21 protein-coding genes are annotated in these 21,607 nt (G+C 68.0%); 10 read left to right on the top strand and 11 right to left on the bottom strand.

What is annotated here, in order from left to right; genetic code table 11:
- Window positions 1–170 precede the first annotated feature (170 nt).
- Entirely contained in the window at window positions 171–695 is a 525-nt protein-coding gene (locus V5F26_RS11920) for a hypothetical protein (RefSeq protein WP_234049946.1), read from the top strand.
- A 770-nt stretch (window positions 696–1,465) separates the two neighbouring features.
- On the opposite strand, the gene V5F26_RS11915 is transcribed toward V5F26_RS11920, so the two are convergent.
- Both V5F26_RS11915 and lepA read right to left on the bottom strand, forming a co-directional pair.
- A complete protein-coding gene (locus V5F26_RS11915; RefSeq protein WP_394057844.1) occupies window positions 1,466–1,657 on the bottom strand; it encodes a YegP family protein in 192 nt (63 codons plus the stop codon).
- An 88-nt stretch (window positions 1,658–1,745) separates the two neighbouring features.
- On the bottom strand, window positions 1,746–3,551 hold the full coding sequence (lepA, locus tag V5F26_RS11910) for a translation elongation factor 4 (protein WP_394057843.1): 1,806 nt from the start codon (window positions 3,549–3,551) through the stop codon (window positions 1,746–1,748).
- 274 nt (window positions 3,552–3,825) lie between these two features.
- Here lepA and V5F26_RS11905 point away from each other — a divergent pair, with 274 nt between their 5' ends.
- From V5F26_RS11905 to V5F26_RS11895, 3 genes are all read left to right on the top strand, one after another.
- A complete protein-coding gene (locus V5F26_RS11905; RefSeq protein WP_394057842.1) occupies window positions 3,826–4,587 on the top strand; it encodes a YkgJ family cysteine cluster protein in 762 nt (253 codons plus the stop codon).
- A gap of 68 nt (window positions 4,588–4,655) precedes the next feature.
- Window positions 4,656–5,087 (top strand): TIGR02301 family protein, encoded by a 432-nt coding sequence (locus V5F26_RS11900; protein ID WP_394946018.1) that lies wholly within the window; start codon window positions 4,656–4,658, stop codon window positions 5,085–5,087.
- Window positions 5,088–5,196: 109 nt separating this feature from the next.
- Window positions 5,197–5,469, top strand: a complete 273-nt coding sequence (locus V5F26_RS11895) for a hypothetical protein (protein ID WP_234049940.1) — start codon at window positions 5,197–5,199, stop codon at window positions 5,467–5,469.
- 428 nt (window positions 5,470–5,897) lie between these two features.
- Here V5F26_RS11895 and acs read toward each other — a convergent pair whose 3' ends face one another.
- Window positions 5,898–7,856 carry an acetate--CoA ligase gene (gene acs / locus V5F26_RS11890; RefSeq protein ID WP_394946017.1) on the bottom strand — a complete coding sequence of 653 codons (1,959 nt, stop codon included), beginning with the start codon at window positions 7,854–7,856 and terminating at the stop codon, window positions 5,898–5,900.
- Between the two features lie 373 nt (window positions 7,857–8,229).
- On the opposite strand from acs, the gene V5F26_RS11885 reads away from it, so the two are divergent.
- On the top strand, window positions 8,230–8,601 hold the full coding sequence (locus V5F26_RS11885) for a DUF423 domain-containing protein (RefSeq protein ID WP_394057838.1): 372 nt from the start codon (window positions 8,230–8,232) through the stop codon (window positions 8,599–8,601).
- A gap of 77 nt (window positions 8,602–8,678) precedes the next feature.
- Here the strand turns inward: V5F26_RS11885 and V5F26_RS11880 are convergent, their stop codons facing one another.
- Both V5F26_RS11880 and V5F26_RS11875 read right to left on the bottom strand, forming a co-directional pair.
- A complete protein-coding gene (locus tag V5F26_RS11880) occupies window positions 8,679–9,341 on the bottom strand; it encodes a class I SAM-dependent methyltransferase (RefSeq protein WP_394946016.1) in 663 nt (220 codons plus the stop codon).
- A complete protein-coding gene (locus tag V5F26_RS11875) occupies window positions 9,338–9,751 on the bottom strand; it encodes an EVE domain-containing protein (RefSeq protein ID WP_234049936.1) in 414 nt (137 codons plus the stop codon). Before V5F26_RS11875 ends, V5F26_RS11880 begins: the two co-directional genes overlap by 4 nt.
- A 192-nt stretch (window positions 9,752–9,943) precedes the next feature.
- Between V5F26_RS11875 and V5F26_RS11870 the strand changes: the two genes are divergently transcribed.
- Window positions 9,944–10,243 carry an antibiotic biosynthesis monooxygenase family protein gene (locus V5F26_RS11870; protein WP_234049935.1) on the top strand — a complete coding sequence of 100 codons (300 nt, stop codon included), beginning with the start codon at window positions 9,944–9,946 and terminating at the stop codon, window positions 10,241–10,243.
- A gap of 60 nt (window positions 10,244–10,303) precedes the next feature.
- Here V5F26_RS11870 and V5F26_RS11865 read toward each other — a convergent pair whose 3' ends face one another.
- The 4 genes from V5F26_RS11865 to hemC all read right to left on the bottom strand — a co-directional run bounded on the left by V5F26_RS11865 (window position 10,304) and on the right by hemC (window position 15,185).
- A complete protein-coding gene (locus V5F26_RS11865) occupies window positions 10,304–11,941 on the bottom strand; it encodes a heme biosynthesis protein HemY (protein WP_394946015.1) in 1,638 nt (545 codons plus the stop codon).
- Window positions 11,938–13,404: a hypothetical protein gene (locus tag V5F26_RS11860; protein ID WP_394946014.1), complete on the bottom strand. Its 1,467-nt coding sequence runs from the start codon at window positions 13,402–13,404 to the stop codon at window positions 11,938–11,940. The genes V5F26_RS11865 and V5F26_RS11860 overlap by 4 nt, the downstream gene beginning before the upstream one ends.
- Before the next feature lie 83 nt (window positions 13,405–13,487).
- A complete protein-coding gene (locus V5F26_RS11855; protein WP_234049932.1) occupies window positions 13,488–14,186 on the bottom strand; it encodes a uroporphyrinogen-III synthase in 699 nt (232 codons plus the stop codon).
- Window positions 14,187–14,204: 18 nt separating this feature from the next.
- The gene (gene hemC / locus V5F26_RS11850; protein ID WP_394946013.1) at window positions 14,205–15,185 is read right to left on the bottom strand and encodes a hydroxymethylbilane synthase; all 981 of its coding nucleotides are present in this window, start codon (window positions 15,183–15,185) and stop codon (window positions 14,205–14,207) included.
- 81 nt (window positions 15,186–15,266) lie between these two features.
- On the opposite strand from hemC, the gene tsaD reads away from it, so the two are divergent.
- A complete protein-coding gene (tsaD, locus tag V5F26_RS11845; protein WP_234049929.1) occupies window positions 15,267–16,358 on the top strand; it encodes a tRNA (adenosine(37)-N6)-threonylcarbamoyltransferase complex transferase subunit TsaD in 1,092 nt (363 codons plus the stop codon).
- A gap of 2 nt (window positions 16,359–16,360) precedes the next feature.
- Window positions 16,361–17,341 (top strand): NAD(P)H-dependent glycerol-3-phosphate dehydrogenase, encoded by a 981-nt coding sequence (locus V5F26_RS11840; RefSeq protein ID WP_370640586.1) that lies wholly within the window; start codon window positions 16,361–16,363, stop codon window positions 17,339–17,341.
- A gap of 169 nt (window positions 17,342–17,510) precedes the next feature.
- Here V5F26_RS11840 and rpoZ read toward each other — a convergent pair whose 3' ends face one another.
- Window positions 17,511–17,897 (bottom strand): DNA-directed RNA polymerase subunit omega, encoded by a 387-nt coding sequence (gene rpoZ / locus V5F26_RS11835; RefSeq protein WP_234049928.1) that lies wholly within the window; start codon window positions 17,895–17,897, stop codon window positions 17,511–17,513.
- A 201-nt stretch (window positions 17,898–18,098) separates the two neighbouring features.
- Here rpoZ and V5F26_RS11830 point away from each other — a divergent pair, with 201 nt between their 5' ends.
- Both V5F26_RS11830 and V5F26_RS11825 read left to right on the top strand, forming a co-directional pair.
- Window positions 18,099–18,707, top strand: a complete 609-nt coding sequence (locus tag V5F26_RS11830; protein WP_234049927.1) for a LabA-like NYN domain-containing protein — start codon at window positions 18,099–18,101, stop codon at window positions 18,705–18,707.
- 10 nt (window positions 18,708–18,717) lie between these two features.
- Window positions 18,718–19,410 carry a uracil-DNA glycosylase gene (locus tag V5F26_RS11825; RefSeq protein WP_394057824.1) on the top strand — a complete coding sequence of 231 codons (693 nt, stop codon included), beginning with the start codon at window positions 18,718–18,720 and terminating at the stop codon, window positions 19,408–19,410.
- Between the two features lie 229 nt (window positions 19,411–19,639).
- Here V5F26_RS11825 and V5F26_RS11820 read toward each other — a convergent pair whose 3' ends face one another.
- Complete coding sequence (locus tag V5F26_RS11820; RefSeq protein WP_234049924.1) at window positions 19,640–21,574, bottom strand: lytic transglycosylase domain-containing protein; 1,935 nt, start codon at window positions 21,572–21,574, stop codon at window positions 19,640–19,642.
- Window positions 21,575–21,607 lie beyond the last annotated feature (33 nt).

Genomic DNA, 21,607 nt, shown 5'->3' with positions numbered 1-21,607 from the left:
TAGAGTGATTTTCCGAAGTCCAGCGAGGCGGTTCACCCCCGGCAGCGAACTCTTGAACGAAGCGTTATCGACGCCGCAGGGATGAGCCGTTATGGTCGGCGCGCCGGCCTGAACCCGCGTGGGCAATGGCAAGGACCGGAGTTGAGACGGCGGAGGCCTTGGAATACCCCATGAACATTTTGCTTGCACGATCGAACGCGCGCCTCGGGAAGCAGGGTCGCGTCGGCCGGGGTCGCCTGGGCCTGGCCGGAGTGGCCGCCACCGCGCTGGCGCTCACGCTCGCCGCCTGCAGCACCACGCCGACCGAGCCGCCGCCGCCCGCCAAGCCGCAATATTTCAGCCCCATCCCGCCGGACCGGCTGGTGGGCCGCTGGGGCCTTGCCGCCTATCATCGCCCCGATGATGCCGGCCGCACCGAGACCCAGGCCAAGGCCCAGTGCTCGAACCCTTACGTCATCACCGCAGGCACCAGCGGCGGCGTCATGATGTATCTGGCGGACGACAACAAGCTCACCGAGGTGGTGTCGAAGCAGGTGGCCAATGGCCCGATCTTCATCGGTCCGCCCGACGAACCCGCCGGCGCCCAGGCCGACCGCCAGGTGATGCGCTTCGACGGTAACGTGCTGGTGCTGCGCTGGGTGGACACGGAAGTGGCCAAGCGCTACGGCACCATGGTCTACGTGCGCTGCTCGTGACGATCCCGGGTGGGCGCCGCCAGGCCCCACCCCACTGACCGGCTGCGTAGCGAGCCCGGCCGAAAGGCAGCTCACAGGCCTGCAGCGTCTTCTGGTTTTCCTGCGGCGTTTCCTGGTTTTCCTGGGGCGTTTCCCGGTTTTCCTGGGGCGTTTCCCGGTTTTACGGAATCGCGGAGTTGCCCCAGATCTGCGACTTCACGCATTTTCTTTGCGCGAGCCGGCGCCCTCGCCCGAAGGCGATCGCCCCCTCTTCAGGACGATCCCTGGTGGGGGTGAAGGACAGCGCACCGGCGCAACTCCAGCCATGTAAAGACGCTGCTACTGCCGGAGACCAATCGCCATTGGGCGAAGGGAACGGCCCGGCCCGCCATCCGCGTTCCACCACCGGCCCGCTTCTCGCAGCTTGGCACCATCCCCTCTTGCCGGCGAGGGGGCGGGAACGATGGGAGTGGATGACGAGGCGCGCGACGGGGCATCGCTTCAAAGGGGCGCGCGTGCAAGGGCCGCGTCGGAAGAGCCGGGGGCGTCAACGCAGAGCATCGCCCCTCCCCGCCTGGCAAGTAGGCGAGGAGGCGCGCCAGTTGCCGCACCTTTTCTCTTGAATGTCGCTCAAGCGCCTTGAGCTGCAGTGTTTTCCAGAACCGAGCCATATCCGCCACGTCGAAGACGCCAGATTCCGTCAGGCTCAGATCAGCCATTCAGCCCGAACACTAATGGCTTTCGCGCCGCCCCTCTGCCACCGGCCGAAGGCGCAGGCGGCAGCATGCGCTTCACGCGCCAGTGCTCTTGGTCTCGTCCTCCACCGGAGCGGCGGGGGCATTCTTCTTGATGGACTCAATGGCGCTCAAGGCCGAAGCCTTCGCCTTATAGCCTTCCGAGGAGAACATGATCTCCCCATTGGAAGCCCGAAACCGGAAGCGGAACTCGCCCGCTTTGTCCTTGAAGACCTCGAACTTCGCCATGGCAGTTTCTCCCGGGTGCTGCCCTCGCAGACCTAGCAGGTCGAGGATGCGATGATTCGCACCCTCACGCCATGCGTGTGGCAGGTCGCTACTCGTCCATCTTCAGCGCGGCGATGAAGGCTTCCTGCGGAATCTCCACCTTGCCGAACTGGCGCATCTTCTTCTTGCCCTCCTTCTGCTTCTCCAGAAGCTTGCGCTTTCGCGTGATGTCGCCGCCATAGCACTTGGCGGTCACGTCCTTGCGCAGGGCGCGGATGGTTTCGCGGGCGATGATCTTGGCGCCGATGGCCGCCTGGATCGGGATCTGGAACAGATGCTGCGGAATGAGATCCTTCAGCTTCTCACACATCACCCGCCCGCGCGCTTCGGCCCGGGTGCGATGCACCAGCATGGAGAGCGCGTCCACCGGCTCGGCATTCACCAGGATCGACATCTTCACCAGATCGCCGGGGCGATATTCGGTAATCTGATAGTCGAACGAGGCATAGCCCTTGGAGATGGACTTCAACCGATCGTAGAAGTCGAACACCACCTCGTTCAGCGGCAGGTCATAGGTGACCATGGCGCGCGCGCCCACATAAGTGAGCTCGATCTGGTTGCCGCGCCGGTCCTGGCACAGCTTCAGCACCGCGCCGAGATACTCGTCAGGGGTGAGGATGGTCGCGCGAATCCACGGCTCGCGGATCTCCTTGATCTTCACCACATCCGGCATGTCGGCCGGATTGTGCAGGTCGATCACCGAGCCATCCGTCATCTCGATTTCGTAGATGACCGACGGGGCGGTGGCGATGAGATCGAGGTTGAACTCACGCTCCAGCCGCTCCTGGATGATCTCCAGGTGCAGAAGGCCCAGGAAGCCGCAACGGAAGCCGAAGCCCAGGGCCGCCGAGGTCTCCATTTCGAAGGAGAAGCTGGCATCGTTGAGGCGCAGCTTGCCCATGGCGGCGCGCAGGTCGTCGAAATCGGCCGCATCCACCGGGAACAGGCCGCAGAACACCACCGGCTGGGCCGGCTTGAAGCCCGGCAGGGCCTCGGCGCAGGGGCGCTTTTCCTCGGTGATGGTGTCGCCCACGCGGGTGTCGGCCACTTCCTTGATGGAGCCGGTGAGAAAGCCGATCTCGCCCGGGCCAAGCTCGGCCATGGCCACCATCTTGGGGGTGAACACGCCCACGCGGTCCACGTCGTAGGCCGCGCCCGAGCCCATCATCTTGATGCGCTGGCCCTTCTTCAGCACCCCGTCGACGATGCGCACCAGCACGACGACGCCCAGATAGGTGTCGTACCAGCTATCCACCAACAGCGCCTTCAGCGGCGCCTCGCGGTCGCCCATGGGGGGCGGCAGGCGGGTGACGATGGCTTCCAGAACCTGGTCCACGTTCAAGCCGGTCTTGGCCGAAATGCCGATGGCGTTGGAGGCGTCGAGGCCGATCACGTCCTCGATCTGCGCCTTCACCTTTTCCGGCTCGGCGGCAGGCAGGTCCACCTTGTTGAGAACCGGCACGATCTCGTGATTGTTGTCGATGGCCTGATAGACGTTGGCGAGCGTCTGCGCCTCCACGCCCTGGGAGGCGTCCACCACCAGCAGCGAGCCCTCGACGGCCGCCAACGACCGGTTCACCTCATAGGCAAAGTCCACGTGCCCGGGGGTGTCGATGAGGTTCAGGACATAGGTCTCGCCATCATGGGCCTTATAGGACAGGCGCACGGTCTGCGCCTTGATGGTGATGCCGCGCTCGCGCTCGATATCCATGTTGTCGAGCACCTGGTCGGTCATCTCGCGCTCGGTCAGCCCGCCGGTGATCTGGATCAGCCGGTCGGCAAGGGTCGACTTTCCATGGTCGATATGGGCGACGATGGAAAAATTGCGGATGTTCTTCTGGGCGCTCGCGGTCATCCGCGCCGCATAGCACCGGTGTGAGGAGCCCACAAGGCACCGCGACGCGTTGCGGCCCGCTCCGCTCACAGCACGGTATGCAAAGGCCTCCGCCGGCCGGCCGCGCGGCGCGATCCAACCCCGGCCTTTGCCGCCTACGCAGTTTCCCCGAATTGGCCGCTATGCATGCGCGGGAATAATTTTGTTCCAGATCAAAGTGCGCTGCCACAGGCGGCAGTCTGCTGCCCGGTCATGTTTTTCCGGCTTTATTTTTTTGATTTTCAGGAGAGGCGCGGTGTCCATTGCTCAGAGCGCGGCACAGGCCGCTGAAGCCGAAGGTCCCGTTGCCTTCTTCAAGGCGCAGCACCAGGGCTTTCTCAATACGCTCACAAGCTACCGCGCCAAGCCCGATTTGCTCGATCGGGTCTGGATGCAGGCCTTCACAAGCTTCGAGCGCAATGTGCAGGAGCAGACGCGCGAGTTGCCGCCCCTCGCCTGCCGCAAGGGCTGCGGCACATGCTGCCAGATCCTCGTGGCCGCCACCGCGCCCGAGGTGCTGATGGTGGCGCGCTATGTGCGCTCCATGGCCGCCGGCTTCAGGAATGTGGGCATCGACCTGATCGGCCGGCTTTACGGCGCAGCCGACTTTGTGGAGCCCTCCGGCAATGTGCGGCCCATGGCGCTGGTGCGCGAATGCCCGTTCCTCGCCGAAGGCATCTGCGTCATCTACCCGGTGCGGCCCATGGCCTGCCGCGGCCATGCCTCGTTCAATGAGGAAGCCTGCGTCTCCGCTCTTCAGGGCGGGTTGGACAATGTGCCGGTTTCCGAGCCCCACCGCACCGTGCGCGGGCTGGTGCAGAACGCCCTACAGTCCGCCATGCGCGATTCCGGCTTCGCCTGGGGCCTGTACGATCTGGTCGCGGCGCTGAAAATCGCTTTGGCGCGGCCCGAGACCGAGGCAGAGTTCGCCAATGGCGGCGACCCCTTCGCGGCCGTAGCCCTCGACGCAGTGAGCCGCGAGGAAATGGCGAGCACCTTCGACCGCCTGAAGGAGTGAGCCCCGCGCCCCGCCCCTTGACCCGCGCCGCGGAAGATCGCACGACAGGGCGAACCCGTGGACGAGCCATGCGCAGCCGCAGCCTTATCGTGTCCAGCCTTCTGGTGTCCCTCGCTTTGCCGCCCGCCGTGGCCGTTGGCCTAGTCGGCGTGGCCGGTCCGCTTGCGGCCGCCCCCTCGGCCGAAGGCGCGGCGCCCCCCTATGACGACGACCTTCTGAAGCTGGCGGAAATTCTCGGCGGGCTGCACTATCTGCGCCCCCTGTGCGGGGCCAACGGCGAGGCCCAGCGCTGGCGCGACGAGATGGCCGCGCTCATCGAAACCGAGCAGCCCTCGGACGCCCGGAAGGGCAAGATGATCTCATCCTTCAACCGCGGCTATTCAAGCTTCGCCGAGGTTTACCGCACCTGCACGCCGGCGGCGCGCACGGCCGTGGCCCGCCAGCTGGAAGAGGCTTCCCACCTCGCCCATGAGATCGTGGTGCGCTACGGCGGCAATTGATGAACGCGCCGCGGACGCGTTAACCTTTTGGTTAGAATTGGACTTCCGCCGACGGCCTGTCGTGGTACTGATCTCCTGTCGCCGCCGATGGGCGGCTGGAGGCCAAGACGTGTCCACACTGCCGAACCCAGCCATCGACCTTCCCGACATTGCGGACATGGCAGCGGATGATCGCCATGTGGCTTTGACCTATCTGAACGACGCCTGGGTGGAAGCTGTCCGCGACGGCCTGGAGGAGGACTGCCTGGTGCAGGCCGCGCTGTTCACGGCGCTGCGAAACCTCGTCGCCACCTATGGTGAGGAGGCCTGCGCCGAATTCGTGGAGCGACTCGCCGAGCGCGTTCGCTCCGGCGAATACACCATCGCCAGCAGCCGCCATTGACGCTCCGGCTTCGCCCCCGCGCACGCGCGGGAAGATGCCGGCCCGTCGGGAACACAGCTTCGATCGTCTTATACAGTTTCGAGTAACCGCTTTGATTTGAGGAACCGCTTCACTTGGGCGGATCGGCGAATACCCGATCCGCCCACTTCTTTTTGCGCCTCAGCAAAGCGCATCTCACGCACGGGCGCCGTCACACACAGATGAGGCGGCACTTCGACCTGCTGCGTCTCCGCTTCCGCGGACCGACCATCACGTGCCGCACCCTGGCAAGAGCGCCCCTCGCCATTCCAAACAGCGAAGCCCACGCCCCTCCCCCGCCGGGCCGGCGACGCGGCGCCCACCGTGTCTCCCCCGCCATCGCCCCATGAAAAAAGCCGGCGCCCCGAAGGACGCCGGCTCGTGATGGCCGCGCTGCGGACGAAACGGCCTCAGGCCGCCGCGTCACGCTTGTTCTGGCGGTTGCTGATGAGGTCTTCCACCACCGTCGGATCGGCGAGGGTGGAGGTGTCGCCCAGGCTCTCGAACTGGTCTTCCGCGATCTTGCGCAGGATGCGGCGCATGATCTTGCCCGAGCGGGTCTTGGGCAGGCCCGGTGCGAACTGGATCAGGTCGGGCGAAGCGATGGGGCCGATCTCGCGGCGCACCCAGGCCACCAGCTCCTTGCGCAGCTCCTCGGTCGGCTCCTCGCCGTCCATGAGCGTCACATAGGCGTAGATGCCCTGGCCCTTGATGTCGTGCGGGAAGCCCACGACGGCCGCCTCGGACACCTTGGGATGGGCGACGAGGGCGCTTTCCACCTCCGCCGTGCCCATGCGGTGGCCGGACACGTTGATCACGTCGTCCACGCGGCCGGTGATCCAGTAATAGCCGTCCTCATCACGGCGGCAGCCGTCGCCGGTGAAGTACTTGCCGGGATAGGTAGAGAAGTAGGTCTGCTCGAAGCGCTCATGGTCGCCATAGACCGTGCGCATCTGCCCCGGCCAGCTGTCGGCGATCACCAGATTGCCCTCGCAGGCGCCGGTCAGCACGCGGCCTTCGGCATCCACCACCTCGGGCAGCACGCCGAAGAACGGGCGCGTGGCCGAGCCGGGCTTCAGCTTGGTGGCGCCGGGCAGCGGGGTGATGAGAATGCCGCCGGTCTCGGTCTGCCACCAGGTGTCGACGATGGGGCAGCGCTCATCGCCCACCACGCGGTGATACCATTCCCACGCCTCGGGATTGATGGGCTCGCCCACCGAGCCGAGCAGGCGGAGCGACGCGCGCGAGGTCTTCTTCACCGGCTCCTCGCCGCCCTGCATCAGCGAGCGGATGGCGGTCGGCGCCGTGTAGAAGATGGTGACCTTGTGCTTGTCGATCACTTCCCAGAAGCGGGACGTGTTCGGGTAGTTAGGCACGCCCTCGAACATCAGGGTGGTGGCGCCGTTCGCGAGCGGGCCATAGACGATGTAAGAGTGACCCGTCACCCAGCCCACGTCAGCCGTGCACCAGTAAACATCACCGTCGTGATAGTCGAAGATGTACTGATGCGTCATCGACGCATAGACGAGATAGCCGCCGGTGGTGTGCAGCACGCCCTTCGGCTTGCCGGTGGAACCGGAGGTGTAGAGGATGAACAGCGGATCTTCCGCGCCCACATGGGCGGCCGGGCACTCGTCCGTCACCATGGCGGTGGCGTCGTCATAATAGACGTCGCGGCCCGGGTTCATATCCACCTTGCCACCGGTGCGGCGCACCACGATCACGTGCTCGACATCTGAATTGTCGATCAGGTTGATGGCCGCATCCACATTGGCCTTCAGCGGAACCTTGCGGCCGCCGCGCAGACCTTCGTCGGCGGTGATGATGACCTTGGAGCCGCAATCGGAGACGCGGCCGGCCAGGCTATCCGGAGAGAAGCCGCCGAACACGATGGAGTGGATGGCGCCGAGCCGCGCGCAGGCGAGCATGGCATAGGCCGCCTCCGGGATCATCGGCAGATAGATGGTGACGCGATCACCCTTCTCCACGCCGCGATTGCGCAGCACATTGGCGAGCTTGTTCACCTCGCTGGAGAGTTCGCGGTAGGTGATGACCTTCGACTCGTCGGGGCTGTCGCCCTCCCAGATGATGGCGGGCTGGTCGCCGCGCGAGTCCAGGTGCCGGTCCACGCAGTTGTAGGCGACATTGGTGACGCCGTCTTCGTACCACTTGATGGAGACGTGGCCGGGATCGAACGAGGTGTTCTTCACCTTGGTATAGGGCTGGAACCAGTCGATGCGCTTGCCGTGCTCGCCCCAGAAGGTCTCGGGGTCCTCGATGGAGGCGGCATACATGGTCTTGTATCGGGCATCGTCCACATAGGCTTTCTGGGCCCAGATGGTCGGCACATCATAGACTTTGTCGGACATGGCTTTTGCCTCCCTCAGCGGGCCTTGGAACCCGCAACCTTGATCATTTCCGCCGCCGGCGCGTCACCGCGAACAGGGACGGGACGGCTTGCAATCTTTTGTTTTGGGCGATTTGGGTTCGCCTTTATTGGCGGTGGATTATGCTGACCTCGCATCCACTCCACAAGGCACCCGGAAGCCCAACTTTGGGTGCATATCCCGTCCTTCAGCCATGCGCGCCGGACAGGCGAACGCAGCCCGATACCCGCAACCAGTGGATGCGGAAGCGCAGACCGCGCCTGCCCCCTGGACTCGCCGATGCTGCGTCCTCGGGGCCAATGTTCGCGATGGCGGTACACCCCTATAACGACAGCAGTGTGGAGGAGCATTCGTAATGGATATCTGGACGCGGACCCTGCTGTTCCTGGCCGGGCTCATGGGGGCGTGCGGGGTCGCGGCGGCGGCCGTTTCCGCCCACGTCGCTGGCGGCGCCATGCTGGAAACGGCGGCGTATTTTCTGATTCTCCATGCCGCAGCCATCGGCGGCATCCTGGCGCTGTCGCTTCAGCTTGCGCGCGGCGCGGTGCCGTTGCGCGCCGGGGCGTCGGTGCTTGTTGTCGGGGCGCTGCTGTTTTGTGGCGATCTATCTTCCCGCGCGCTGCTGGATGCAAAGCTGCTGGGCGGCAGCGCGCCCTTTGGCGGCAGCCTCATGATCGCCGGCTGGCTGGTGGTGGCCGGCAGCGCCCTGGTGGCCCGCCGGGCTTGAAGCCCCCTGCCGGCAGGGCCCACTCCAGAGAGCGGGCTCAAAATCCCCCAAAGAGTCGAACCCCGCGGCCCCGCGCCTCAATCCTGCGCGCGCGGCCGCCAGACGCAGGTGCGCTTGATCTCCATGTCCTCCAGCTCACGCGTCACGGGCACATGGTATTCGGCCAGCTGCTCCAGCCGGTCCTTCGGCAGATAGGTTCGGCCCGGATCGCCGATAAGCACCCGGGCGCCCCGCCGCGAGAGGGCGAGCAGCCATTCATAGACCCGCCCCGCCAAGTCCTTCTCGTAGCAGATGTCGCCGGCCAGCACCGTGCCCCAGCCCAGATCGCGCCCGATGAGATCCTCACCCACGGGCTGAAGCGCCACCCCGTTGGCGTTGCCATTGAGGGCGATGGCGGAGAGCGCGAACGAATCGATGTCGGCACAGGTCACGCGCCGCGCACCCGCCTTCATGGCCGCGATGCCCACCAGACCGGAGCCGGAGGCGAAATCGAGCACATCCTGGCCGGCCACAAGCTCCGGATGGTCGAGCACGTGCCGCGCAAGCGCCTGCCCGCCCGCCCAGGCGAAGGCCCAGAACGGCGGCGGCAGCCCCATTTCGCCCAGTTCCTCCTCCGTGCGATGCCAGATGGGCACGGCCTCGTCGGCCACATGCAGGCTCACCTCCGGCACCAGGGCCGTGGGGCGCAAGCGGGTTTCGGCGCGGATGAAGGCGACGGGGTCGCTGATGGGGCGGCTCACACCCCACCCATGGCGCAGAGAATCTCCCACTCCTCGTCGGTCACCGGCTGCACCGACAGGCGCGAATACTTGATGAGCGCCATCTCCTGGAAGCGCGGATCCGCCTTGATGGTGGCAAGGCTGATGGGCTTGGCCAGTGGCTTCACGGCCTTCAGATCCACCATCACGAACTTGCCCGTGGGGTCGGAAGGGTCCGGATAGGCCTCCTTGATGACCTCGACGATGCCGACGATCTCCTTACCCTCGTTGGAATGGTAGAAGAAGCCGGTGTCGCCCAGCTTCATGGCCAGAAGCTGCTGCTTGGCGAGGTGGTTGCGCACCCCGTCCCAGTGGGTGCCCTTGGCGCCGGCCTGCACCTGCATGTCCCAGGACCATTTGAAGGGTTCGGATTTGTAAAGCCAATGGGCCATGGGCGCGCTCGAAAATCTCGATGGGAAGAACGGCACCGGTGTGCCGCTTCCGCCGCCGCATTGCAAGCCGCTCCGCGCCGGCGCCGCCCGCCCCAGGCGCCCCCAGCCTGCCCGCGACGGCGGTCGACCCGCCCGGCCGATGGTATAAGAAGGTCCCGCGGCGCCCCCGCCGCGCCAAGCAAGGATCACAGCATGGTCTATGAGGTCGCAACCATTGAGGTGAAGGACGGCGCCGCCGAAGCCTTCGAGGCGGCGGTAAAGGAAGCCGCCCCCTTCTTCCAGCGTTCGCGCGGGTGCCGCGGCCTGAAGCTCGAGCGTTCCGTGGAAACGCCGAACCGCTATTTCCTGGTGGTGACCTGGGACAGTGTGGAAGACCATATGGTGCACTTCCGCAATGCCCCCGAATTCCAGGAGTGGCGCCGCCTGGCGGGCCCGCACATGGCCTCCCCACCCCAGGTGGAGCACCACGCGGTCGCCCTCACCGCCTTCTGAGGGACGCCCTCTCACAAAAAACGCCCCGGCGAGGATGATCGCCGGGGCGCTGCAAGCGTCTCAGATCCCGAAGAAGCGCCGCTTGGGCGACGGCTCCGGCTCTTCGCCATTGGGGCCGGGATCATCCGGCAGCGGCGGCATGGCAACGATCGGGTCCGCCGCGCGGGCCGGCTGCGGCGTCGACTCGGGGGCGGCATCCGCGTGCGCCACGGCCTCGACCGGCCCGGGTTCGGGCACACTCTCCACCGTCTCGGCGGGCGCCGGCTCCGAAGGTGCGGTGTGGTGCGTGCTGGCGATTGCTTCGTCAGCCACCGCGCGGGCCTCGGCCTCCGCCAGGGCCTTGGCCTGCTCATTGGCACGCACGGCGGCAATGGCCGCCATCACACGCTCGGCGCCATGCTCCAGGATGGGAGTGGCCGAGACGCCGGGCGGCACCGCCCACACGAACGCGTCGAGCCGGCCGCTGACGGGCGAGATGGGCTCCCAGTGGTCGGAGATGACGCCGTCGGCGATCCAGGCCGGATCGCGCGCGGCATGCACCGCCCGGGCGGTCCACTCGCGGGCCTTGCCCACGTCGCCCTTTTCCGCAGCTTCCAGCTCCGCCATCAACAGGCATACCCGCTGGCTCGGCTGCTCCAGCAGCGGTTCCAGGGTCCGGCGGGCCTCGTCATACTCATGGGCGTCGAGCGCCGCGCGGGCAATGGCGATGGCGCTTTCCACATGGTGCGGCGCCTTGCCGGCCAGAACCCGCACGCGGCGCAGCCGGTCGAGGGCCGCATCACCCGGGCGCAGATGCGCCTCCACCTCGGCCAGCTCCGGATGGGGATTGGCCGCATAGGCGGTCTCGACGATCTTCGCCGCCTTCTTCAGCTCCCCGGCGGCACCGATGAGGCGGCCGGCACAGGCCGCAGCCGGCACCAGCGTGGGGGCAAGGCGCACCGCCTCCTGCGCCAGCTCGCGCGCCACCAGCGGGTCGGAATGCTCCAGCATCAACGCCTCGGCCGTGAGCAGCACGGCGCGGCGGCGACGATATTGGGCCTTGTCGATGCCCTTTTGCGCCATCTGCCGTTCGAGCACCGTACGCGCGGCGCGGAAATCGCCGGCCGCGCAATGGGCCTCAATGACCGCGTCGGCGGCCCAGGCCAGGGTCGGCGCATCGGCCACCGCCTCGGCGGCGATGGCCGCCGCAGCCGCCTTGTCGCCGCTCTTGCGCGCCTCCATGTGCAGGCCGCGCAGGCCAAGAAGGCGCGTTTCCGCGCGGCCGGCCATGGCCTTGAAGGCGGCAATGGCCACCTCAGGATTGTTGTCGAACTGCGCCGCCTGCGCGGTCAGAAGGTGGGTGAGCGGCTCATGTGGCAGCAGGCGCGCGGCATCCGCCCGGGCCTTGCGGGCCCCCGCGGCATCGCCGGAGCCGATGGCCAGGAGGCCCCGGCTCACCGCGCGCAGCCCCTGCTCGCGCCGTCGGCGGCGGGACAGAGCGGCCACCAGCTTGGGCGAAGCAATGAGGAAGGCAATGAGCCGCCACAAGGCCAGCATCACGCCGGTGACCACCGCGATGACGGCGAGCGCGACCGGCACAGTGGTGTCCACCCGCCAGCCCTGCCAGACGACGGAGATCTCCCCCGGCCGGTCAGCGATCCAGGATGCGCCGAAGGCCAGCGCGGCGAGCAGGACGAGGAAACTGACGAGACGGATCACGGCGCTTTCCCCGAAATGGCGGCAAGCGCCTGCTGATAGAGGGTGGCCGCGGCTTCAGCCGCGCGCCGGCGGGCGTCGAGCTCGGCCACGACCGGCGCCAGCTTCTGCTGGGCCGGCTGGGGCAGCTGCTTCAGCGTTGCGAGGGCAGATTCGATGTCGCCCATCCGCACGGCGGCAACCGCCCGGTTGAGCAGCCCTCGCAGGCTGTCGGGATCGATGCCATCGGCCGGGCGCACCTTCACCAGGCTCTGGGCGCTGGCGAGGAAGCGCGTCACCAGCGACGCATCGGCCGCCGGGGCCTCCGGCGCCGGGGTGAGCCCGTCGATGGCGGCATTTCCGGCCGCGAGCAGCTGATCCGCGAGCTGCGGCAGCGGCGGGAAACCCGTCTGCGCCATGCTGGCGAAGGGCTCCAGCGGCGCGGCACGGGGACCGAGCAAAGCGCGCGCGGCCTCCAGCTCCTGCGTGAACGGGCGTCCCGCATCCACCGACTGCTTCAGCGTGCCGAGCACCAGCACCGATGCCGCCCCGCGATTCACCGACGCGGCGGCATTAGCGGCGTCGGCCGCCTCCTTGCGCACCGTGTCGATGCGGGTGTTGATGCCCTCGAGGCGCGGCGCCAGGCCCTGGGCTTGGCCTTGCGCCTGCTGGGCGGTCGAAGTTGCCGCGGCCACCGCCGACTGCAGGGTATCCTGCGCCGTCTTCAGATTGTCCTGACTCGCCTTCAGCGCCGTCACCCGGCCGGAGACGTCGGCCACCGCCGCCTCGGTCTTGCCGAGAGCCGCCTTCAGCGCATCCACGTTCGGCGCCGGGGTTGCAACGGCGGAGGACGACGCAGGCGCCGCCTTCACCGCGGCCAAGGCCGAATCGAGCGCCGTGAAGCGCGCATCCGCCCGGCTCAGGGTCTGCCGCAGGCTGGCGAGCGCCTCGGGATCAGCCGCCGGACGGGCCTCCAGGGCCGCGATGCGGGCGGTGAGCGGAGAGAGATCCACGGCCGCAGGCCGCGGCGCATTCTGCATGAGATAATAGAACACCCCGCCGCCGGCGGCTCCGCCCGCCAGGGCGCCGAGCACCAGAGCGGCGAACACCGTGCCGGCGCCGCCGCGACGCGGCGCTTCGGGTTGCGGCTGGGGTTCCTGCGCCGCCGGCTTATCCGCGCTTTCCGATGCGTCGGGCTTCGCCTGCGGGGCGTCGTCGCCTTCCGGCGCTTCCGCCTTCACGTTGTCGGCAGACACTTCGGCAGGCGCCGCGTCTGCGACAGAGGCCGTGTCGCCGGAGGGCTCCTTGGCCGCCGGCTCCACGCCTGCGGGCACAGCCTCGGCGGCGACCGATTCGCCGCTGGCCGGCGTTTCCGCGACAGCTTCAGAAGGGGTATCGGCGCGCACTTCCTCAGCCTTCAGGTCGAGGGTTGGCGGAGTGCGGGAGCGGCGGGATGAACCGCCAGCCGTGGGATTATCGCTCGCCATGGGCCTCCTCGTGGGGTCGATCCGCCTCTGCTTCGGATAAACCGCCCGGCGGCCCATCGCAACTTCCGGCGGACGCGGCGCGATCAGAACAATGCGAACAGGGCATCCTCATTGGGCGCGGAAGCCGCCTCGATGGGGAAGCCCGCCTTCACCAGCGGCCCGCCCACCTGCTCGGAAAGGCAGAACTCGCGCACCCCCGCGAGCTCCCGGGTGAGCCCGGCCGCCGCCACGCACGTCAAAAGAGTCTTCACCGTGCGCTGGGAAAAGTGAAGCGCCGCATTAATGCGTCCCGCCGCCAGCGCGTCGCGCGCCTCGGTGGAAAGGGCATCGGCGGGCTCCGCCGCATAGATGATGGTGAGCACCAGCTCCAGCCCCGGGGCCTTCAGCAGCTCGGCAAGGTCCGCCGCCCGGTCCTCGCCCGCCGGATTGAGCACGCGCGCGCCCTTGGGCAGCGCCTCCGCCAGCCGGCCCGCCAGCGCGTCCGCATCGCCGGCGCAATCGGTGACGTGGGAAAATCCCACCGCCCGCGCTTCTTTCGCCGTGCGGGTCCCCACGGCGAAGGCCGGCAGATGGAACAGGCCCGCCCCTTCCGGATGGGCGGCGAACGCCTTCACCCCATTGATGGAGGTGAAGGCCACCGCATCGAACGGGCCCGCCGGCAGCGGCTCCGTGGTCGGGGCGATACGCAGCATGGGGTCCACGGTTGCCTCATGCCCCATCTTGCGCAGCCGTTCCGCGGTCTGGCTGGCCGCCGGTTCCGGACGGGTGATCAGGAAGTGCATGGCGGTGTCCCCCTTCGCTCACAGACCCAGAGCGCGGGCCGGCGCGCTGTCGCGCAGCCGCGCGCCGCAACGGGCGCCCAGGGCAGCCGCCTCCGCGACGGGCGCGCTCTCCCCGGTTTCGGCGGCATCGGAGCCGTCGAGCGCGAGCACCAGTCCGTCCAGCCGCACGCGGTCGCCCTCCACCCGGGCCAGGCCCGCGATGGGGGTGCGACAGGAGCCGTCCAGGGCGGCCAGGAAGGCCCGCTCCGCATCAAGGGCGATGCCGGTGTCGCGGCAGGCGATGGCGGCGATGGCGCCGTTGGTCACGGGGTCCGCCACCCGGCATTCGATGGCCACCGCCCCCTGCCCCACCGCCGGCAGGAAGGCGGCAGTGTCCAGCACCGCATTGGCCTCATGGGCGAGGCCAAGACGGGTGAGGCCCGCAAGGGCCAGGAGCGTGGCGTCGAAATCCCCCTCCCGCACGCGGGCGAGGCGGGTGTGCACATTGCCACGCAGCAGTTCCACCTTCAGGTCCGGCCGCAGCCGCTTCATCTGCGCGGCACGGCGGAGCGAGGCGGTGCCCACCTTTGACCCGGCCGCGAGATCGTCGAGGCTCGTCCCGGTCTTGAGAATGAGCGCGTCGCGCACATCGGCGCGCGGCAGGTAGCCGGCCAGATGCAGCCCCTCGGGCAGCACGGTGGCCACATCCTTGGCCGAATGCACGGCGAGATCGATGCGCCCGTCGAGCAGCGCCTCCTCGATCTCCTTGGTGAAGAGGCCCTTGCCGCCGGCCTCCGCCAAAGCGCGATCCTGAATCGTGTCGCCCGTGGTACGGATGATCTCGATGGCGATGCTCTCCACCGGGCGCGAGAGGGCCTCGGCGAGGGCCGCCTGCACCGCATGGGCCTGCCAGAGCGCCAGCGGGCTACCGCGCGTGCCGATGGTGAGGCGCGCGCCAGGCTGGGAAATTCCGGAAATGCCTGAGGAATGGCGCGTTTGGGTGTTCGTGTCTGCACTCATGGGCGCGTACAATGCTCGCAGGAATCAAATCGCGGTAGAGCGGCGTTCCGGCGCAGCCTCGAAAGGTGCGGGAGCGCGGCGATGAATCGAAGCGGGGGCAACGTGGCGGATCTTGTCGTTCTCGGCATCGAGACCACCTGCGACGAAACCTCGGCCGCCGTTGTGGTGCGCTCACCTTCGGGCGCGAGCGAGATCCGCTCCAACGTGATCCGCTCGCAGATCGCCATCCACTCCCCCTATGGCGGCGTTGTGCCCGAAATCGCGGCGCGCGCCCATGTGGAAATCCTGGATCACGTCATCGTCGAGGCCATGCGCCAGGCGAATCTCTCCTTCGGCGAGCTCTCGGGCATCGCGGCGGCGGCGGGGCCGGGGCTCATCGGCGGGGTCATTGTCGGCCTCACCACGGCGAAGGCCATCGCCCTGGCCGCGCGCAAGCCTCTGGTGGCGGTGAACCACCTGGAGGCCCACGCGCTGACCGCGCGGCTGACGGACGGGGTGGCCTTTCCCTATCTGCTGCTGCTGGTCTCCGGCGGGCACACCCAATTGCTGGCGGTAGAGGATGTGGGGCGCTATACGCGGCTTGGAACCACGCTGGACGATGCGGTGGGCGAGGCCTTCGACAAGGTGGCCAAGATGCTGAGCCTGCCCTATCCCGGCGGGCCACAGGTGGAGGCCCAGGCCGCCCACGGCTATGCCGGCCGCTTCGCCTTTCCCCGCCCGATGATGGGCCGGCGCGAGCCGGACTTCTCCCTCTCCGGCCTCAAGACCGCGGTGCGGCTGGAGGCCGAGAAGCTCGCCCCCCTCACGGACGATGATGTCAGCGATCTGTGCGCCGGCTTCCAGGCGGCAGTGGTCGAGGTCATCGTGGACCGCGTGAAGGCCGGCGCCCGTGCATTCCGCGACCGGCTGGGCCGCGGGCCCACGGCCCTTGTGGTGGCAGGCGGCGTCGCCGCCAACGGCGCCATTCGCGAGGCGCTGGCCCGCCAGGCGGCGGAGCTGAACACGCGGTTCGCCCTGCCCGCGCCGAATCTGTGCACCGACAATGGCGCCATGATCGCCTGGGCCGGCGCCGAGCGCCTTTCCCGCGGCCTGACCGACACGCTGGAGGTGAGCCCGCGCGCCCGCTGGCCCCTCGATCCCGCCGCGGCCGCCTCCGCCCACGCGCGAGCCTGATCGTGAGCGACTTCCAGACCATCGGCGTGGTGGGCGCCGGCGCATGGGGCACGGCCCTGGCCAATGCGGCCGCGCGCGCGGGGCGCAAGGTGCAGCTTTATGCCCGCGACGCGCTGCAGGTGGCCGACATGATGGCGCGGCGGACCAATCGGCGCGCGCTGCCGGGCATCCCCCTCGACCCCGGCGTGACCCCCACCGCCCGGCTTGCCCAGGCGGCGGAATGCGATGCCGTGCTGCTGGTGGTTCCCGCCCAGGCGTGCCGCGCGGCGACACGGGAGCTGGCGCCGCTGCTGCGGCCGCAAACCCCGGTGGTGTCGTGCGCCAAGGGCATCGAGCGCGGCACCCGCGCCTTCATCTCGGAGGTGATCGCGCAGGAGGCGCCGGCGGCCCGGCCCGCCGTGCTTTCCGGCCCCAGCTTCGCGAGCGACGTGGCCGCCGGCCTGCCCACGGCCGTGACCCTGGCGAGCGCCGACGAGGCGCTGGCCTCTGCCTTGGGCGACGCCCTCGGCTCCTCCACGCTGCGCCTTTACTTCTCCACCGACGTGCGCGGCGTGGAGATCGGCGGCGCCACCAAGAATGTGCTGGCCATCGCCGCCGGCATCGTGGCGGGGCGCAAGCTTGGGGCGAGCGCGGGGGCCGCGCTGGTGGCGCGCGGCTTTGCCGAGCTCACGCGCTTCGCCGAGGCCTATGGCGGGCGGGCGGAGACCATGACCGGCCTTTCCGGACTGGGCGACCTCATCCTCACCACCTCTGGCCCCCAATCGCGCAACTTCGCCTTCGGCGCCGCCCTGGGCGCGGGCCTGGAGACGCCGGACAAGCTGGCTGAAGGCGCCTTCACCGCCAATGTGCTGATGGAAATGGCCCAGGCCAAGGGCGTGGACATGCCCGTGAGCAGCGCCGTGGATGCGGTTCTGCGCCGGCGGCTGTCCATTGCCGGCGCCATCGAGGCTCTCATGGCCCGGCCACAGAAGGCGGAGCGCTGACGCGCGACTGCCGTGCTGGCCGCGCCGCCCGCGCAAGCCAGGCGTTCACGGGCGGCTGCGCCGGTTCCGCCGCGCCCGTCAGTTTTCAAGCCAACAAAAAGAAAGCGGCCGGGCAGAACCCGGCCGCTTTCTCAAATCCTTAATCGCGGGGCCCCTCAGGCCGCGCCGATCAGCCTTCGTCGTCGTCCGAATGCTCGGGCGGCACGAGGCCCTGAAGACCCGCCAGCAGCTCTTCCTCAGTCATGCGGTCGAGCATGACGTCGCTGTCATCGCCGCTGCTCTCGCCGGAGGCGATCATGGGAACAGCCTCGGGCTCCGGCTCGTCCACTTCCGTGTACTTCTGGAGCGAGTGGATCAGGTCTTCCTTCAGATCCTCCGGGCTCACCGTTTCGTCGGCGATCTCACGCAGCGCCACAACGGGGTTCTTGTCGTTGTCGCGATCAACGGTAATCTGGGAACCCGAAGAGATCATGCGGGCGCGATGGGCGGCGAGCAGCACCAGTTCAAACCGGTTGTCCACCTTGTCGATGCAATCTTCAACCGTGACGCGGGCCATGGGCTCGGCACTCCCTCATGCGCATTAGCGCTGGATCATAGCCTGGGAAGAGGGGGTCGATACAACACTTTGATATCCGGAGCAAGCGCCGGCACCTTTTTCGCTTGCGTTGAATCAGCCTTCGTCCGAGAAAGGCAGCGGACGGCGAGGCATACAGTCGTTCCAGCGTTATGCCCATCCCTTTCCATCGGCGGACATTTTATGCAGGGCCTTGAAAAGATCGCTCTTCTCATCGACGGCGCAAATCTATACTCCGCGACCAAGGCGCTCGGCTTCGACATCGATTACAAGCGCCTGCTGAAGGAATTCCAGGGACGCGGCTATCTGCTGCGCGCCTTCTATTATACCACCCTCATCGAGGACCAGGAGTATTCGTCCATCCGGCCGCTGCTCGACTGGCTGGATTACAACGGCTATTCCGTCGTGACCAAGATGGCGCGCGAGTTCACCGATGCCCAGGGCCGCCGCCGCGTGCGCGGAAACATGGACATCGAGATTGCCGTCGACGCCATGGAGCTGGCCGAGCACGTCGACCACATCGTGCTGTTCTCCGGCGACGGTGACTTCCGTTCGCTGGTCGAGGCGCTCCAGCGCAAGGGCATCCGCGTGTCGGTGGTGTCCACCATCTCCACCCAGCCGCCGCTGATCGCCGACGACCTGCGCCGTCAGGCGGATGTCTTCATCGATCTCGTGGAGCTCCAGCCCAAGATTGGCCGCGACCCCTCCGAGCGCCAGGGCCGCATGCAGGAAACCCCGCGCTTCCTGGAACGCCGCGGCGCCCCCGCCGGCACCGACAACGACGGCTGCTGAGCGCGCTGCCATGGCGCGCGCCGCCGTCAAGTCCGCCGTCATCGCGAATGCCGCCCCGGCCGGCGCCATGGGGTCCTCGGAGCCGTCCGCCGACTGCCCGCTCTGCCCCCGCCTCAAGGATTTTCGCGATGAATGGCGGCTGAATGAGCCGTCCTGGTTCAACGCGCCGGTGCCCGGTTTTGGCCCGATCACGGCCCGCCTGCTCATCGTCGGCCTTGCGCCCGGCCTGCGGGGGGCCAACCGCACCGGCCGCCCCTTCACCGGCGACTATGCGGGCGACCTGCTCTACGCAACGCTGCTGGATTTCGGCTTCGCCCGCGGCCGCTACGAGGCCCGCCCCGACGATGGCCTCGAACTCGAAGACGCGCGCATCATCAATGCGGTGCGCTGCGTTCCGCCGCAGAACAAGCCGACGCCGGAGGAAATCCGCACCTGCCGGCGCTTTCTCTCGCCCACCTTCTCGCACATGCCCCACCTGAAGGCGGTGGTGACCCTGGGCAAGATCGCCCATGATTCCACCCTGGCGGCCCTGGGGGCGAAGGCCTCGCACCTCAAGTTCGGTCACGGGGCCAAGGGTGAGATTGGGGGCGTGAGGGTGTTCGCGAGCTATCACTGCTCGCGCTACAACACCAATACGGGCGTGCTTACGCCCGCCATGTTCCGCACCGTGTTCCAGGACGTACGCGACTTCCTCGCGGACTGACGGCGCCTCGGGCGCGCGCACCGCATCACGACCTGCGCTCAGCCAATTCCTTGCCCAGCGCATGCGGCCGCCTTCAAATGGCATCGACCGCTGCCCGATCGCACAGGCGCCGCCCTAAAAGCACAAACTCCCGCCCCCGCGCTGTACAGCAGCGCGGGGGCGGGAGTCTGGTGCGGCGCATTCCGCCGGTTGCCTTCAGATGATGGCGCGGGTCCCTAGAAGGGGCCGCTCACCTCGTGCCGCGCAGGTCCGCTTCCATCTGCAGCTTGGTGGGGCTGTTGAAGCGCACCTTGTAGGCTTGGTAGTTTTCCATCACGCGCTGGACGTAGTTGCGGGTTTCGGCGAAGGGAATCAGCTCCACCCAGTCCACCACGTCCACATTGGGGTCGCGCGGGTCGCCATAGCGCTGGATCCATTTGCGGACATTGCCACGGCCGGCATTGTAGGCGGCGAACACCAGAACGAAGTTGCCGTCATAGTTCTGCACCAGCTCGCCCAGCTCGGCGGCGCCGAATTGAACATTGTAGGACTGGTCGCTCATCAGGCGTGCTTCATTATAGGGCACGCCCGTGTCCTTGGAGACCTCGCGGCCGGCGGCCGGCGTCACCTGCATCAGGCCCATGGCCTTGGCGCTGGACAGGGTGCGCGGGTTGAACTGGCTTTCCTGCCGGGCCACCGCATACACGGCCGCCTTTTCCACCGGGTGGCCGATGGACGTGTAGGAGGGCAGACCGAAGGTGGGGAACGCTTCCTGCTCAAGGGGATGGCCCTCGGCCATGCCTTCCTTGCCCACCACCAGCGCGCCGCGCGCGTCGCCATTGGCCTCCGCCAGATTGGCGAGCAAGGCGAGCTGGCCGGAATTCTCCATGCGCCAGGCCAGATCGTAATAGATGGTCAGCGGAATGTCGCGCTCGCCGATGGCATAGAGCAGGCGAATGGCGCGCACCGGCTCGATGCGAGGAAAGTCGTTGCGGTCCTGGAACGAGACCTGCGCGGTGCGCAGCACGACCGGGTTCATGCCGAGCTGGGTGCGGGCCAGCTGGCCGTAATAGGTCGCCGGATATTGCGCCGCCTCGCCATAGGCGGAACGGGCACGGCCGGCATCACCCATGGCCTCGGCGGCGCGGGCTTGCCAATAGGCGGCGCGAGAGAGGGTGATGGGGTGCTTCTGCCCATGGGCCACGCGGGCAAAATGGGCGGCCGCCGTGCGCGGGTCATGCAGGAAGCGCAAGGCGATCCAGCCGGCGGTAAACTGCTGTTCGGCGCGATAATTGTCGGCCTTGGGGGCAACCCCGGTTGCGGCCACCTTGTAGGCGGTCTGGGGATCGCCGGCATCCAGCAGTTCGCGGGCGACGAGGCGGCGCTCAATCCACCATTCGTCCGGATCGGCATTGGCCGCAGGGTCGGCCGCGCCAGCCAGCAGCGCCTGCGCCGCCTCCCGCGGCTTGTCGGCGCGCCGCAGCAGCTGGGCCTTGGCGAACAGATAGGCCGGATCGTTGTTCAAGGTGAAGGGAACGGCACCCAGCAGCGCCGCGCCATTGGGCTGCTTGCTGGCAATGGCAAGCCGCGCCTTGGTGAGGGCCACCACGTCGGATCCCGCGCGGGAGGCGGCGCGCAGCGCGCGTTCGCTGTCCGGCTTGTAGCTGAAGCGGTCGGCGCGCAGCTTGTGGTCCGTGCGGGTCAGCACCGAGCCGAACTCGTCCATGATGGTGGCTTCGAAGCGCTCGTTCAGCAGGTCCTCGCGCCAGGCCTCCCGAACCCAGTCGACGGCATCCTTGCGGTCACCGCTGGCGACGAGCGCACGCGCAAGCGCAACCTTGCCCTCGCCGGTGATGGGCGGGCGCTCGGCAAAGAAGGCGCGGGTGCGGGAGGCATCCCGATTCTCCTGGAACAGCACGCGCTCGGCGCGCTGGCGCAGGGTGGAGGGCGTCGGCCAGTCAGGCTCCTCCTTGAGGAATTCCTGGATATTGTTGAAGCCGAGATCGTTCGGCGCATGGCGGATGACAAGCCAGGTGACCAGCTTGCGCGCCACCGGGTCGCTGAGCTGGCGGGCCGCGCCCATGGCTTCGCCGGCGCGCCCGTTGCGGGCCGCGATCACAGCGGACTTGAGCGTGCTCAGCTCTCCCCCGTTCAACCCGCTGGAGGCGGCAACCGCGGGAGCCACAAGGCCTGCCGAGCGCAGCGAGGACGCCGCTTG

The sequence above is a fragment of the Xanthobacter variabilis genome, from assembly GCF_043831965.2.
Lineage (GTDB): Bacteria > Pseudomonadota > Alphaproteobacteria > Rhizobiales > Xanthobacteraceae > Xanthobacter.
Note: the sequence above shows the minus strand (reverse complement) of the source record. Positions and strands in the feature narration are given on the sequence as shown.

What these genes read in the sequence shown, in the direction of transcription:
- V5F26_RS11920 (WP_234049946.1), top strand. Translation starts at nt 171, where the DNA reads ATGAACATTTTGCTTGCACGATCGAACGCGCGCCTCGGGAAGCAGGGT.
- V5F26_RS11915 (WP_394057844.1), bottom strand. Translation starts at nt 1,657, where the DNA reads ATGGCGAAGTTCGAGGTCTTCAAGGACAAAGCGGGCGAGTTCCGCTTC.
- lepA (WP_394057843.1), bottom strand. Translation starts at nt 3,551, where the DNA reads ATGACCGCGAGCGCCCAGAAGAACATCCGCAATTTTTCCATCGTCGCC.
- V5F26_RS11900 (WP_394946018.1), top strand. Translation starts at nt 4,656, where the DNA reads ATGCGCAGCCGCAGCCTTATCGTGTCCAGCCTTCTGGTGTCCCTCGCT.
- acs (WP_394946017.1), bottom strand. Translation starts at nt 7,856, where the DNA reads ATGTCCGACAAAGTCTATGATGTGCCGACCATCTGGGCCCAGAAAGCC.
- V5F26_RS11885 (WP_394057838.1), top strand. Translation starts at nt 8,230, where the DNA reads ATGGATATCTGGACGCGGACCCTGCTGTTCCTGGCCGGGCTCATGGGG.
- V5F26_RS11875 (WP_234049936.1), bottom strand. Translation starts at nt 9,751, where the DNA reads ATGGCCCATTGGCTTTACAAATCCGAACCCTTCAAATGGTCCTGGGAC.
- V5F26_RS11870 (WP_234049935.1), top strand. Translation starts at nt 9,944, where the DNA reads ATGGTCTATGAGGTCGCAACCATTGAGGTGAAGGACGGCGCCGCCGAA.
- V5F26_RS11860 (WP_394946014.1), bottom strand. Translation starts at nt 13,404, where the DNA reads ATGGCGAGCGATAATCCCACGGCTGGCGGTTCATCCCGCCGCTCCCGC.
- V5F26_RS11855 (WP_234049932.1), bottom strand. Translation starts at nt 14,186, where the DNA reads ATGCACTTCCTGATCACCCGTCCGGAACCGGCGGCCAGCCAGACCGCG.
- hemC (WP_394946013.1), bottom strand. Translation starts at nt 15,185, where the DNA reads ATGAGTGCAGACACGAACACCCAAACGCGCCATTCCTCAGGCATTTCC.
- tsaD (WP_234049929.1), top strand. Translation starts at nt 15,267, where the DNA reads ATGAATCGAAGCGGGGGCAACGTGGCGGATCTTGTCGTTCTCGGCATC.
- rpoZ (WP_234049928.1), bottom strand. Translation starts at nt 17,897, where the DNA reads ATGGCCCGCGTCACGGTTGAAGATTGCATCGACAAGGTGGACAACCGG.
- V5F26_RS11830 (WP_234049927.1), top strand. Translation starts at nt 18,099, where the DNA reads ATGCAGGGCCTTGAAAAGATCGCTCTTCTCATCGACGGCGCAAATCTA.
- V5F26_RS11825 (WP_394057824.1), top strand. Translation starts at nt 18,718, where the DNA reads ATGGCGCGCGCCGCCGTCAAGTCCGCCGTCATCGCGAATGCCGCCCCG.